Below are 14590 nucleotides of genomic sequence, written 5' to 3'. Positions count from 1 at the left end.
ATTCCCGCAATTTTGGCTGCTATGCATCCGTATCCGCCAGAATGACAATGGACTAAATCAAATTCATTGGTCATTAAGAATCTAACTAAACATAAAAAGTGAATCAATTTATTTTTGTTTTGTATTGTTTTGGTTTTGATCTGTAATTCGTTTAAATGATTTATCAATTCACCTGATTCGAAAGAACAGACAGTGCATATAAAATCGTTTTTTGAAAGATTTGTTGATAAAAGCAAGACGTGCTTTTCTGTTCCGGCAATTTTGGCGTGGTTTATAACTTGACATAGTTTGTATTTCATTATTTTTTTTTTTGTAATTTCAGATTATGCATTAATAAGCATTCTTATGGAAAAATATTGTAAAAGCTGTTCTGAGCATGATTTTAATGTCGAAGTCCCAGGACCAATTTTCTATATAATACAAGTCATAGGCAACACGTTCTTCGATGGACGAATTTGCCCGTAAATCATTTGCCTGAGCCCAGCCGGTGATGCCGGGTTTTACACGGTGTCGCTCGTTATATCTTGGAATTTCTTCTATAAATTTCTCGACGAAAATCTCTCGTTCGGGCCTGGGGCCTATCAAGCTCATATCGCCTTTGATGACATTAAAAAGTTGTGGGAGTTCGTCAATGCTTGCCGCCCTGATAAAAGAACCAAATCTGGTCTTGCGAGAGTCTTCTTTCTGGGCATACACGGGACCTGTGTATTTTTCCGCGTCTTTTTTCATTGATCTGAATTTTATCATTATAAAGATTTTTCCGTCTTTTCCAACTCTTTCTTGCCGATAGAAGACGGGACCGGGGGAAGTCAATTTTACACCTAAGGCGGTAAGAAGCATCAAAGGAGAGGTGAATATTAGTCCCACTGTTGAAACCGTTATGTCGAGGAAACGTTTAATGAACTTGTTGATGCCTGTCAGGGGGAAAACTCTTAGGCCGAGAAGAGGAAGGCCGCCGATTTCAAAAAATTTTATTCTGCTCGAAACAAGGCCGTGTATGTCGGGAAGAAACCTGAGCTGGACGTCGAGATTAGCACAGCTCCTTATTATGTTGGTCGCGTCGCTCGAGTTTCTGAGAGGGAATGCCATGACGAGCATGTCAATTCCTTCTTCTTTGACTATCGTTCGTATGTCTTCGCTTGATCCGAGGAGTTTTACATTTTCTAAGGACATGTCATTTATTCCAGCGATCTGACCGATTAACTTGAATTCTTTGTCTCTGTTGAGCATTTCTAAAATGGTTTTTGCCGGTTCTCCGCTTCCGACAATTGCTGTCCTGATTACGCCTCTTCCTTTTTTGTTGAAATATCTGAGGATTATGTATATGAGAACCCTGTTGAGGTTGATGAGAAAGAAAGAAATCGTCCCGCCTATGACAAGGACAAGTCTCGAGAAGCTTCCTGTTCTGTAAAAAAAGGCAGGCAGAAGAGCAAGGGCTGTTCCGAAAAGGATTCCTTTGGCTATGTCATAAAATTCATCAATAATGTAGTGTTTTTTCTGAGTATCGTACAGTCCGAGAAGGTAGAATATTAAAAGATAAGAAAATGTTGTGAAGAAGAAAGCCATTAAATAGATTTCAAAAAAAGGTTTAAAACCAGGTACCAGATGAAATTTTATGAAATTGAATCTGGCATAATACGCCAGGACAAATGAAAAAAAAATGGTCAATAAATCTGCGGCGAGATAAAGGTAAAATTGAATAAAGTTTCTTCTTCTAATTTTCATTTAAGCAAACATTCTAATATACAGAAAATTTATGTTCAAGCTGATTTTTTTTGGATATTCAATACCTTAATTGGTAGATCATTGAGATCTCGTTAAAACCACATAATTAATAGCGTCGTATTTTCAAAATCAAACATAATAAAGCATTTTTTTGATTTTAGATAAAAAGGACTTAATATATAGATTAAAAAATCTTATAATCCTGAAATCAAGGAGCTGATATGAAGAAAGTTTTCTTTGTTTTTTTAGGGTTTTATATCTTTTATTCAACGGGTTGCATTCAAAAGACTTTTACGCCTTACGGAGAGAATGTTCAAGAAGGTGTTATGCTGTATTTTGAAGTCACACAAAAAACACCCGATGAAGTCTCGGATCAGTATTACGGTGTGTTGAGAGAAGTATTGATAAATAGAATGGGTTGGCCGTTACCCCAGAGAATTCAAAAACCCTGGGCTTTCTGTTTTTTAGGCTTCAACCCGGTAAATGGAGAGATTAAGTTCATGTTTATCTCTGACACCGCTTTTCCCTCTAGAATTGAAAGCCTAAAAGACACTGTCGAGAAAATGGTGATATTCCGCGACGACCTTAACAGGGAAACGGGAGGCTATACCCTTGTGGATTCCAGGGCGTATGTCTATTCCGGAAGCTCGTCCTACACAATACTAAAAGGGATCATTGAAAACGACAGGCCTTTTCATAGATCGGACAATTTTCAAAAATTGTCGGAGATGTTTTCAGAAAATGACTGGGTGAGGGTTTTTATACCGGGTTCGGTTTTCTCGCTACTCGACATGGTCCCTTCGGAATTGAAGCCTCTTTTTTTGGAGGATGTCAAAGCCGAAAAAGTTCAAGGCTTCTCGGCGAGGGTGATGGGTGAAAAGAGCCTTGTTTTGGAAGCTTTCGCAATAGTGGATTCTGGGGAGATTTCAGCCAAAGTATCTTTCAGTGGATGGGATCCGAAAAAAGTCCACGCGTCAATTTCCAGGCGGTTTTTTTGGAACCTCTGATAAATGTAAAAAACCTCAAAAAGTGCTACAAACTCCCCTCCGAAACTTTAGAGGTCCTAAAAGATATTGATCTTAAAATCGAGAAAGAAAAGATATATTTCATCAAAGGCCTCTCCGGAAGCGGCAAATCGACCTTGCTGAGAATTCTGGGGTCGATAGACAAGGATTTTTCCGGAGAAGTTCTCATTGACGGCAAAGACGTGAAAAAACTCGGAAACAGGGAGATGTCTCTGATGAGGCAGAAGATGATTGGTTTTGTGTTTCAGGATTTTCATTTATTGGGGAATCTCTCCGCTCTTGAAAATGTAGTCTTGCCGGCCCTTTTTACGGATTTGCCTTATAAAAGGATTAATGAAAGGGCAAAATGGCTTCTTGTGCGGCTTGGGTTGGAAGAAGTTTATAACCACAGCGTAAACAAGCTTTCAAGGGGAGAAAAACAGAGGGTGGCGTTTTCCAGAGCGCTGATAAATTCTCCTTCGATACTTCTCTGCGATGAGCCTACGGCGAGCCTCGATGAGAAAAACACAAAAATTCTTTTCGACCTTGTCGGTGAACTGAGATCAGAAAAGCCTTTTACATTTATTGCAGTTGTCCACAATGTTTCCTTGAACCCGGACTGTGTCTTTTTGGTTCAAGATAAAAAAGTGGAGGTCGTGGATGAAGTTTAGGAACTCAATCCGGGCTTTCTCTTTTTGGAACAGCGGGCACTGGTCCTCGTTTTTGTATTCGAGCACAATGCTTGTTGTAAGCACTTCGCTTGTCTTCCTTTTTCTCTCTCTCGGGTTTGGCATCAAATCCGCGCTTGGGAAAATATTCTCGTCTTCTCTCACCAGCGGTCAGATACTCGTGTCTCCTGCCGTCAACAGGGTCGGTTTTTTCACCATCGACAAAAAAAACTCTTCGATTCTCGACTACGAAGCGGCCGTAAAAATTCTTCGAATAGAGGGAGTAGTCTCAATTGATTCACAGCTATTCTGCACAGTCCCAGCTTCTTTATCAGGGCACGTCCCCGGGATTCAAGGCAATTACTTCACTGATGTCACTATAGAGGGAATTGACAGTTCTTACATAGACGACCCTGTCGCAAGACTCCATTTTAAACGGAGTTTCTACGACAGTTCAGCAAGGATTTTGCCCGTGGTGATTTCATCTTCACTTCTAAATCTTTACAACGCGGGACTGGCACCGGCAAATAAACTTCCCGGAATAACCCCCGAAGCCGTGATAGGTTTTGAAGCAAACCTCGAAGTCGGTAGAAGCTCTATAACAGAAGAAAGCCTGCCGCCAAGGCTATTCAGGGTAAAACTCGTCGGGCTATCATCCAACCTGTCGCTTCTCGCCCTCGGAGTCCCGACAGAGTTTGTCAGGGAGGCTAATTCCTACTACCACCCCGAAAAGCCGCAGCAGTATTCCTCAGTGATAGTGACAGTGGAGTCGCCTTCTGAGGTCTCAAAAGTTGTAGAGGAAATAGAAAAAATGGGTTTTGAAGCGAGAACCGACAGCGAACTTGTCAAAAAAACATCTACTTTTTTAAGGCTTGTAACTTTCGGCATAACCGCTTTCTCTCTGATAATCGTCATCTCGTCCCTGACGAGCACGATATACACTATTTCAAGAGGAATATCAGAGCGTTCCGGTCAGATAGGAGTTTTAAGGGCTCTCGGCGCTTCAACTTCTGATCTTACGAAAATATTTTCTTTTCAGGTTTTTTCAATTGCTTTTGTGGATTTGCTTATAGGTTATTCTCTGGGATTCGCGCTCTCAAAAGCTTTGGACAAGTTTATAGAACAGTTTTTGCCTTCTATACACATACTCACCGGCGGTGTAATCGCGTTTCCGGTAATTTTACTTTTGATTATACTGCTCACTTTGAGTATAATTCCTTCCGTTATAGCTTATTTTGTATATTTGAGAACAGTTGATAGAAACTTGCCGGAACTTCTCGCGGAGTGAATATGAAAAGGATATTGATTGAACATTCAAAGTGCAAATTGTGCGGGGGATGCGTTGCAGTCTGTCAGCCGACAGCTCTTTCGATGAAAAATGATAAACTGTTTTATTCACATGAGAGATGCGTTTTCTGCATGAACTGCGTCAAAGTATGCCCAATGGGTGCCATAAAACTTGGAGAGAAAGATGAAGATAAAAACTGACGCCCTCGTAGTCGGATGCGGCCCAGCGGGGACGACCGCCGCCAGGTTTTTAGCCCAGGAGGGTTTTCAAGTCACGGCAGTCGAGAGAAGGGACAGAATAGGAGGGGACATAAGATGCGCGGAGGGGTTGGACCTACCGACCATTAGGGATATCGTCGGTGAAATCCCTAAAAACCTGGTCTCTTTTGAGATAGACAGAATCATAATTGACTATAAATGCGACAGGGTGAGGTTGAATTCTCCCGGCCACGGCGTAATTTTGAACAGAGAATTGTTCGACCAATATCTGGGGTATCTCGCGGCGAGAGCGGGCGCTGAAATTATTCTGGGCTGCACTGTAAACGAACTCAAGCAAAAAGATGGATTTTGGAGGGCGAAAGGGCAAAAAAACGGATTACCGGTTGAAATAGAAGCGAAAATTGTCGTCGGCGCAGACGGGCCTGAATCTATGGTAGGCAAAATGGCGGGCATAGACACGAGCATTTCGCCGAGGGATATTTATTCCTGCTGTGAAGTCCGAGCCGATATTTCAGGTATGGAAGAGGATGGAGCGCTTCTTTTGGCTCTTGATGAAGATCTGTTCACCGGTGGATACGCCTGGAGTTTTCCAAAGGAAAACCATTCCGCCAATATAGGTCTTGGAATAAGGGGAGATGCCGGGGGCAAAACTGCTTTGGAGAGGCTCGATGATTGGCTGAGCGGAAGTTTCAAAAGCGCAGGAATAGTTTCCGAAACTGCCGGCGTGGTGCCGGTAAAAAAGATGGACAGACTTTCCGCCAACGGGGTTTTTCTCGTCGGAGACGCCGCAAGACTGGCAGATCCTTTGAGCGGAGGAGGAATAGGACCTGCGCTCACATCTGCGAGGCTTGCGTCTGAAATAGCGTCAAAACTCCTAAAAAAGGATAAACTCGAAGATTCTAATATATACGACAAAGCGTGGTGGCACGGTGAGGGAAGACAGTTTGAACAGAGGCTTTTTTTGAGAAACGTCTATATAGCAAACGACAAAAAAATTATGCCGCCGGTTTTTGACTGGGCAAAAAAGAATCTGGACGGCAAAACCATAGAAAAATTTTCAGCGGATGAAATGCTTTTAGGACTGATTAAGTCTGTGCCTGCCCTTTTTAAAATGACATCTTCATTGGTCCCGACGTTGATGAAAATGGTCTTCAATAAATAAACCGGAGGATATATGCTAAAACTAACGTCAATTCTGCTTTTGTTATTTCCACTTTACATACAAAGCGCTGATTACTGGGTTTTTTTCAGGGACAAAGACATCGACAGAAGAGGAGGGGTAGAAAGCGTCATGATAGAGGCTCAAAACCACCTTTCTCCAAGATCACTTTGGAGGAGAACCATAAGAGGTTCAGGGGTCACACTCGACGATGTACCCGTCAGCCCTTACTATATGTCAGAAGTCGAAGCAGTCGGCGTAGATATTATCGGCACTTCAAAATGGCTGAATTCAGCAGTGATAAGAACAGATGACTCAAATCTTTTGGAAAGTATAAAAGACCTTAGTTATGTTGTTTATGTAGATAAAGTGAATGTCATGGAGTCTGATCTCGATGAAACTCAAGTTTTTAAGTCGTTTGACGGAGATCTCATTTATGGTCCGAGTGAGTTCCAGCTTTCTTTTTTAGGAATTAAACAATGTCATGATGAAGGATACAGGGGAGAAGGAGTTATTGTTTCAATTTTTGATTCCGGTTTTAACAGGACGCACGAAGCTCTCGACAGGTTCTCTCAAAGCGACAGCATGAGAATAGTAGATGAATGGGATTTCGTCAACGGAAACCGCTCTACGGCACAGGGCGACCCTCAAGACACGATAAATTACCCTGACCCCCTGGGTGAATTCAGGCACGGGACGAGGATGTTCGGGCTTATAGCGGGCGACAAATCGGGAATGCTTATAGGAGCCGCGAAAAACGCGGATTTTTGCCTATACAAGACCGAATGGTACGACGGCAACAACCTCGACGTAGTCCACGAAGAGCACTGGTGGGTTTTAGCCGCTGAAAGAGCAGATTCAGCGGGGGCGGACATAATATCTTCGAGCCTTTCCTACAAGGTCTTCAGAGACTCCCTGGACTGGTCTTACAACTCTATGAACGGTCAGACGACTTACGCTTCGAGAGCTGCTTATCAAGCAGCACGGGCAGGGATTGTCGTAGTCACAGCGATGAGCAACATCACGTGGCTCAACTCGGCGATACAGCCTGACCTCGACACATGTATCAAGACTCCCGCCGACGCCGATTCTATTCTCTCCCTGGGAGGGACAGATTCTTCCGGGAACCACTACATGAGACTCTCTTCTTCAAACAACACCTGGTACGCGAGCGCTTGCGGGCCGACTTTTGACGGCAGGAGGAAACCTGAAGTTTCCGCTTCATGGTGGGCGCTGACTCTCGAACCGAATTCAGGAGACAGCGGTTACAGCTACGCGGGAGGGACTTCGAGCGCTACGGCGGTAACAGCGGGTGGCGTTGCGCTTCTATTACAGGCACATCCCTCGTGGAAGCTCTCAGACGTCATCAACGCCCTGAAATCCACCGCGTCGAGAAATCAAAATCCGAACGACACAACTGGCTGGGGAGTCGCTAATATATACGCGGCGCTTCACAGCCAGACACCCGAAGTTGAACCGGTTACAGACAACACTATCCAAATTTTATATCCTAACCCTTTCAAACCTTCCGATGCTTCTTCACTGACAATTGAGTACATACTCCTCGACAGGACTTATGCGAGTTTTTACGTTTTCACTCTCGACGGGACGATGGTCTGGTCTCATGAAATTGGCGTTATAGACGATGGAAGGCACACGTTTTCTTGGAACGGAAAGAACCGTGACGGGGATTTTGTGGCTTCAGGACTATACTATCTTGTTCTGGAGACAGGTTACGGAAAAGATATCAAGAGAATAGCGGTAGTCAGGTGACGTTTTAGCCCTTGACAATCAGAGACAGACTCAAAGAGACGGCGGTAAACGCGCCGGATACACCCGGCGTTTATATTTTCAGGGATATTGCGAGAAAACCTGTTTACATAGGAAAGGCAAAGAGTTTAAAGAAGCGCGTCATAAGCTATTTCAAAGAAGAGAATACCAAAAACACCCAAATAATTAAATTGGCGAGAGACCTCGATTTTCTGACGCTGAAAACAGAGAGCGAAGCTCTTATTCTCGAAGCCGACCTCATAAAGTTTCACAGGCCTAAATACAACGTTCTTCTCAAAGACGACAAGAGATTTCCTTATATAAGAATAGACCTAAGCGAAAAATGGCCTTACCCCGAGGTTGTGAGATACGTAAAAAAGGACGGAGCGAAGTATTTCGGACCCTACCTGAAACCCAATTCGCTGAGAAACACGCTGTTTCTTTCGAGAAAATACTTTAAGTTCAGGTCCTGTACAGGGGTTTTGCCCAAGAAAGAATGCCTGGATTACCACATTGGGCTCTGTTCAGCGCCTTGCGCAGAAAAAATTAGCAGGGCTGAATACAGAGAATCAATTCTTGCCTTTGTGGATTTCCTGTCTGGAGGAGTTCAGAAAATGGTTAGGTCTTTCCAGATCCAGATGGAAGAGCTTTCTGAAAAAATGGAATACGAGAAAGCCGCCGAAAAGAGGGACGCGATAACCCACATGAGAAATATAATGTTCGGAGAGAGAAAGATTTTCAACGATGGGAGGAACAGGGACATTGTCGGTTTTGCGAAAAGGGGAAGAAGAGGTTGTTTTTTCATTATGCAGATAAGAGAAGGTAGATTACACGAGGCATTTCCGGTCATGACCGAACTTCCCACTGAAATAAGCGAAGAAGAGGCGTTCTCCAGATTTATAGTGGACTTTTACAGGTCGAGACAGCCCCCTGAAATCATTCTTTCACAGACCAGGGTAAACGATAAAAATTTGATTGAAGAATGGATGAAGGATTCACACGGGACTAAATCCGTCATCAGAAACCCCAGAAATGCTTTTGAAAGGGATAAACTCGACGAAATCTCGAAAATCGCCTTGAGCAAACTCTTGCCCGTAAAAAGGGGAGTTCCCCCCCTGCTCAGAGATTTCGCATTAGCCCTCAAACTAGATGAGCCGCCCCAGACAATATATTGTTTCGACATTTCCCACACAAAGTTCAGGGAAATAAAAGGCAGTCAGATCTGTTTTAAAAACGCCAGGCCTTATAAAAAGATGTACCGTCAATACGATATACCCGACGGTTTTGACGACCTGGCGGCGATGAATTTCGTCGTCAAAAAATTTTCACAGCATGTTGCGTCTGGAGATCTTGAAAAACCCGATCTCGTCGTTCTCGATGGAGGTCCTGAGCAGTTGAAGGCGGCGCTAAGGGGAATGAGGGAGTCGAGGCTTGAAATAGACGCCATCTCAATAGCGAAAAGGTATGAAACCATCCATTTTGAAAACGGGGAAACCCTCTCTTTGCCTGGGTTTTCTCCGGTTTTATTTCTCCTGAAGAGGATAAGAGACGAGAGCCACAGGTTCGGGGTGACATCGCACAGGAAAAAAAGGACTAAAAACCTCTTTAAATCCTCTTTTCTCGAGATACCGGGTGTTGGTGAAAAAATTGCCAGAGAATTGAGAAAAAAGTTCAAAAAAATTCAGGACATAAAAAATTGTCCTGTCGAGGAAGTCGCCGAAATAGATTTAATAGGGGAGAAAAAGGCGAGATATATCGTCGACTTCGTCAAAAAAAAATATTGATTATTTCACCGTTACCAGTTTAAAAGACTGAAAGACACCGTCGCCTTCAATTATCAGAAAATGAGTGCCTGAACGGACAATGTCCCTGCCGAATAAAACCGATAGATCAAGAAGATTTTCGCCGGTTTCCACGGCATAAATATCCCGATTGACTATTCTTCCAGAGAGGTCTGAAATGGAGATTTCTACAGGGAATGTCTCACCTGTTTGGTTTTTGACTATGAGTAATTTTTTTCCCAGAAAATTGCCCGACAGACTGAAACTCAATTCGTTTTCAACCCCGGGGAGTTCGGGTTCTTCTACTGAAAGCGGCTGGTTTATTCCGGTCACGGCGTCAAGGTCGTAACCGGGGGTTGTTCCGGATGTCGAGCTTCCGTCGTCGAGAATTTTCACGTATCTGGCGCTTGTGATGCCGGCTGAAGATATGTCGAAGCTGTCCGTGCCGGATATTTTTCCGAGGTAAATCCAAGCTCCGCTGTAATCGGGAGAGTTTCCCGCGTAGACCAGGCATGAATCAAGTGTTCCATCGTCGGCCTCATGGATCTTCAGGTCGTATCCGGCTACGTCTGTTATGCGGTGATTCTCTCCGAAATCAATTATTGCGTAACCCTGTCGGTTCAGGGACATCGCGACTCCGTCGGAAGGACCGAGAGCGTTGAATGAATACGTGGTATTCGAAAAATTTGAATATTCCTGCCTGGCGCACATCATCCTTAAGCCAAATGCAGAGTTTGATGGAGCAAGATAGAAATTTTGGACGATTGAAGTGTCTGAGTAAACTTGCACTGTCAGGCTTTTTGATTGGTGGCCCGGTGCATGCGCCGTGACCTGATAAGACCCCGGGGACAGGATTTTCTGATATTCACCGTTTTGCACCCTTGAGTTTACAGGCCATTTTGGGTCGGACCCTTTTTGAAAAAACAAAACTGCCTCGAGAGGCTGGTTTGTCAAAGAGTCGAATACATATCCCTTGATGCCGTATCCTGCAAACTTTGTCGTCATTTTCATAGCACCCAGATTGTTCAGGCATTCCGGGTCGGGGTCTGTTGTGGGCATCAAAGTCTCTATCGTCACAGCCAAAATGCCAAAAAGGCCGTATGTGGCGTCCTGACATGAACCAGCGATCTGATACCAGTCATTACCCCTTATCGGAACATAACCTGTGGAATCTGAGTAGGGAATTGAGAACATGTCGACTTCTTCGTAGTAATCCGGTATGTTGTTTGGTGAATAATCCCAGAGATAGTTTACGTATTGAGCTGTCGAGTGGTAGGAAAGAGAAACGGTGTATCCGGCGTTTATGAAATCGTCTCTCATTACCCTGGATTCAGGCTCGGAAAAAGGGACGGAAGCTCCGCTTTCGCTGAACCACTGGTATCCATAGTCTCTGTTGAGGTCAATATTGTTTGCATTTCTCCTTAGGTTCAGGACGAATCCGTCGGGGTTGACGACAGGTATTATGAATATCTCCCTGTTGTCGACCATTGATGTCACTTCGCCTAAAACGCCGTAGTTTTCACAGAGATACCGCATATAGTAGAGGTTGATCTCCGTCGCAATTTTCTCGTTTCCGTGGTGGCATCCGTTGAACTGGATTCTGCCTTCGAGCTCATCGGCTGTAGGATTGTCGCTTATTTTAATCCTGACAATAGGCCTGTTTTGGACTGAAAAACCTATGGTGTCGCATTTTGTTATACCCGGATATGTGCTGGTGAAGGAGTCAATTTCTAAAAGAACTTGATCCCAACTGTGATAATAACCTTCGGGAGCTTTTCCGAAAATATCCTCTTGTGAGAGTTTTGCCAACCTGTAACCCGACGAGGCGAGTTTTAGAGCCGCCGTATAGTCTGCTTCGATGTATAAGAGATCACCATCCCTAGAGACAATAAAAGCGTTTCCCATGTTTCGGATTATGTCCATGTCTTCTCTGGAATTTATCCGGATCGAGTAGTACTCGTATTTTTCGCCGGATTGAGCAAAAATAATTCCTGTCAGAGAAAAAGAAAATAAAAGGGTGAACGTCAAAAAAAGTTTCATTTATCCTCCTGAAAAATCAGACGAAAAATCATAATTTTTTATAACTTCGATTATATGTTAAAATAAAAATTAAATCCACAGGGCAAGCAAGAGAAAATGGAAATTACAGTCATCGAAGGTGATATCACGAAAATTGCGGCGGACGCAATTGTCAACGCCGCAAACCATACTCTTCTCGGAGGAGGTGGCGTGGACGGCGCTATTCACAGAGCCGCGGGTCCCCAACTGCTCGAATACTGCAGAGGGCTTGGAGGATGCAAGACCGGGCAGGCAAAAATTTCCCCGGGTTTTAAACTCGGCGCAAAATACATCATACACACGGTGGGCCCTGTTTGGAGGGGAGGAAAGGACGGAGAACCTGAATTGCTGGAGAACTGCTACAGGAATTCTCTTTTGCTGGGGGAGAACAACGGCGTCGAGATTATAACATTTCCCGCGATAAGCACAGGTGTTTACGGATACCCGAAAATAAAAGCCGCCCGAATAGCCGTCAACGCTGTTCTTGAGTTTTCAAAAAAACACGCCCTGCCCAAAAAAGTAATATTTGTTTGCTTTTCGCCGGAAGACAAAAAAATATACAAAAACATTCTATGTATGGAAAATAATTCATGAGCATTTCAAACGAAATATTTCTTTTACTCGAGGAAAATCCTGAACTTCACTACATGGATATCCATAAAGCGCTGTCAAAAGCCGGTTTCAAGGTAAAGCCGGGCACCGTCAACGCTCTGATGAGTCAGGACAGAAGGTTTGAAAGCGACGGAAACGGTTATTGGAGAATAAACACCGGGACAAAAGACGATATAAAGCTTAAAGAAGCGGTGAAGGAAATTCTCGAAGAAAAGAAAAAACCCATGTTCGTCCAGGAAATTTCCACATGCCTGATAAACAGGGGCAAGATAACTTCCCAGGAGAGCTTCACCATAAAGAAAGTTTTGGTCGACAGCGGATTTTACAGGTGGGGGACAAGCGATTATTTCGCCGCAAAAAAAGAGTTTATGCCGACATCGAGTATTGGAGAATTTTTCTCCGAGAAAATAACAGACTTTCTTTTAGAAAATAAACTGTTCGTGCACAGAAACGATCTGGCGAGACACATATCCGAAAACACAGGTATATACATAAACCCTGACGGGGGCTTTTACGCGGAATTGTCCCGTTTAACTAAAAAAAATATTGTCAGAAATATCGGTAAATCCATACTGGCTTCGGAAGAAAAGTCTTTCAAGCATTTTCAATCAAACGTGACCGAAATGATTCAATCTGTTTTTGTTGAAAAACAGAGGCCTTTGCTCTTGAGAGAACTGAAAGACGATTTAAGGGATAAATTCGGGATGGAGTTTAAAGACAGGACTATTTCCGCGGCCCTTTCCGAGGACAAAAGGTTTGCGTCTGCTCGCAGGGGATTTTGGCACCTGAAAAAATGGGAGTATGAAAAATCGAGAACCCTCTACCAGCCGGGGACGAGAAAGTTTTACACGACAAATCCTGTTTCCGAGAAATCGCTTAAAGAGGGCTATCTGATTTTAAAGCCTGTGGTTTACGAGTTTTTTCCCGACAATGACACGCAGATCATACTCGAGATAGGCGGGAAAAAAATGCTCGTAGAATACGACTTTTCAAAAAAGAGACTTCTGAACGCGCAGAGTATAATCAGAGCTCTCTCTCTGGAAAAGGGAGACGTCCTTAATTTCACCTTGAAAGACATAAAATTGAAGGTTTATCTACTGACGGCGGATAAAAAACCCGGCAGAAAAGAAGACGAAAGCTCAACTCAAATGCGTTTGCCGAAAAAATCCTCGGAGAGGATTCTTTTCCCGTTGAGAGATCTTTTAGACCTCGCGACCAATAGGGGTGAAACCGGTTTCGTCTTTTCTTTTGAAGGGGCTCTCGACGTTTGTAAAATGCTTGAATCGTCAAAGCGAAAGGTAAAATTTATACCTTTATCCTCTTGGGAAAAGATGCTTTCCGGTATAGTTTTCGAACAAAAAAGACAAGAGTACGATTTTATCAGAAGGGTGAAAAAAAGGATTTCTGAACAGCAGAAAATATTTACGGAGGTTTCTAAAAAATATCTTTTCACCGGAAAAAAATGCCCGTCGTGTGGTTCTGAAATGGTTGTTTACCGACATCCGGTGGGAAACGACGGAGCCCAGGCAATATGCTCGAATACGGGGTGCTCATATTCATCTTTGAGAAAAGCAGTGTCGATTAAATTCACGGATGAAGATTTTATTGCTTTTAAAGAGATTCTTGACTCTTTGGAGAAAAATGGCGGTCGATTCTACGATGAAATTTCTCTCTTCAGGTCTGACACGACGAGAAATAAACTGTCTGTCTCTTTTATATTAGGTGAAATAGATAAAATCGAGGATAAAAATGAAAAGCTCTTCTTTCTTGTATGTCTGATGATGGCCTACACCAAAAAAAGGGACAGCGCTGTATTGTCCGATTTTAACCTTTTTTCCGAGTTCTATCTTTCCTTTTCTTATGTTTTGAGGTCTTTCAGGGAGAATTTGTGTTTTCAGAAAACGGAATTGGTTCGCGCGGATTTTGCTGTAGCCCGTGAGCAACCTTTGGGCTATGAATTAACAGAAGCCAAATCCCGCTTGATTTCAAACGCGGCGGGTTTTGGGGGAAATTACTCTGAGCCCTACCAAAACGTGATAGAAAAAAATCTGAAAAACATCAAGGGAAAAATAATCTACATAAGAAAAAAAAGGTTTCAAAACCGAGCTTTAGAAAAGGGCGGACTGGAGTCGAAAATTTCGGAAAATTTCAGGGAAGTTAAAAAAATTGACAACGTTTTTGAAGGCGATGAAATTGTCATTTATGAAAGTTAATGCCGGAGATGGGAATCGAACCCATATGGAGCTAACCCCGCTGGATTTTGAGTCCAGTGCGTCTACCAGTTCCGCCACTCCGGCACATAAAGAA

Annotated in this window: 12 protein-coding genes and 1 tRNA gene; 9 read left to right on the top strand and 4 right to left on the bottom strand. The window is 43.4% G+C overall.

From position 1 onward, the window contains the following. Positions 1–299: hypothetical protein (locus JXA84_09710; GenBank protein ID MBN1151480.1), on the bottom strand; the 299-nt coding region annotated here is incomplete at its 3' end. Positions 300–330: 31 nt separating this feature from the next. Next, a complete protein-coding gene (locus tag JXA84_09705; GenBank protein ID MBN1151479.1) occupies positions 331–1725 on the bottom strand; it encodes an undecaprenyl-phosphate glucose phosphotransferase in 1395 nt (464 codons plus the stop codon). A gap of 221 nt (positions 1726–1946) precedes the next feature. On the opposite strand from JXA84_09705, the gene JXA84_09700 reads away from it, so the two are divergent. From JXA84_09700 to uvrC, 7 genes are read left to right on the top strand one after another with little or no spacing between them, the layout of a single operon-like run. Beyond that, positions 1947–2732 (top strand): hypothetical protein, encoded by a 786-nt coding sequence (locus JXA84_09700; protein MBN1151478.1) that lies wholly within the window; start codon positions 1947–1949, stop codon positions 2730–2732. Next, a complete protein-coding gene (locus JXA84_09695; GenBank protein MBN1151477.1) occupies positions 2720–3400 on the top strand; it encodes an ABC transporter ATP-binding protein in 681 nt (226 codons plus the stop codon). The genes JXA84_09700 and JXA84_09695 overlap by 13 nt, the downstream gene beginning before the upstream one ends. Further along, positions 3390–4685, top strand: a complete 1296-nt coding sequence (locus JXA84_09690) for an FtsX-like permease family protein (GenBank protein MBN1151476.1) — start codon at positions 3390–3392, stop codon at positions 4683–4685. Before JXA84_09695 ends, JXA84_09690 begins: the two co-directional genes overlap by 11 nt. A 2-nt stretch (positions 4686–4687) precedes the next feature. Continuing rightward, a complete protein-coding gene (locus JXA84_09685) occupies positions 4688–4885 on the top strand; it encodes a 4Fe-4S binding protein (GenBank protein MBN1151475.1) in 198 nt (65 codons plus the stop codon). Then, entirely contained in the window at positions 4869–6065 is a 1197-nt protein-coding gene (locus JXA84_09680) for an NAD(P)/FAD-dependent oxidoreductase (GenBank protein MBN1151474.1), read from the top strand. Before JXA84_09685 ends, JXA84_09680 begins: the two co-directional genes overlap by 17 nt. Positions 6066–6077: 12 nt before the next feature. Then, entirely contained in the window at positions 6078–7835 is a 1758-nt protein-coding gene (locus JXA84_09675) for a S8 family serine peptidase (protein MBN1151473.1), read from the top strand. Positions 7836–7846: 11 nt separating this feature from the next. Next, positions 7847–9616, top strand: a complete 1770-nt coding sequence (gene uvrC / locus JXA84_09670; GenBank protein ID MBN1151472.1) for an excinuclease ABC subunit UvrC — start codon at positions 7847–7849, stop codon at positions 9614–9616. On the opposite strand, the gene JXA84_09665 is transcribed toward uvrC, so the two are convergent. Beyond that, positions 9617–11653 (bottom strand): hypothetical protein, encoded by a 2037-nt coding sequence (locus tag JXA84_09665; GenBank protein ID MBN1151471.1) that lies wholly within the window; start codon positions 11651–11653, stop codon positions 9617–9619. It lies immediately after the preceding gene. A 96-nt stretch (positions 11654–11749) separates the two neighbouring features. Here JXA84_09665 and JXA84_09660 point away from each other — a divergent pair, with 96 nt between their 5' ends. Both JXA84_09660 and JXA84_09655 read left to right on the top strand, forming a co-directional pair. Then, the gene (locus JXA84_09660) at positions 11750–12265 is read left to right on the top strand and encodes an O-acetyl-ADP-ribose deacetylase (protein ID MBN1151470.1); all 516 of its coding nucleotides are present in this window, start codon (positions 11750–11752) and stop codon (positions 12263–12265) included. After that, positions 12262–14496: a hypothetical protein gene (locus JXA84_09655; GenBank protein ID MBN1151469.1), complete on the top strand. Its 2235-nt coding sequence runs from the start codon at positions 12262–12264 to the stop codon at positions 14494–14496. The genes JXA84_09660 and JXA84_09655 overlap by 4 nt, the downstream gene beginning before the upstream one ends. On the opposite strand, the gene JXA84_09650 is transcribed toward JXA84_09655, so the two are convergent. Next, positions 14497–14580: transfer RNA gene (locus JXA84_09650), tRNA-Leu, on the bottom strand. Positions 14581–14590 lie beyond the last annotated feature (10 nt).

The organism is candidate division WOR-3 bacterium (assembly GCA_016926475.1).
GTDB lineage: Bacteria > SDB-A > SDB-A > SDB-A > SDB-A > JAFGIG01.
This window is presented reverse-complemented; position numbering and strand designations above follow the sequence as displayed.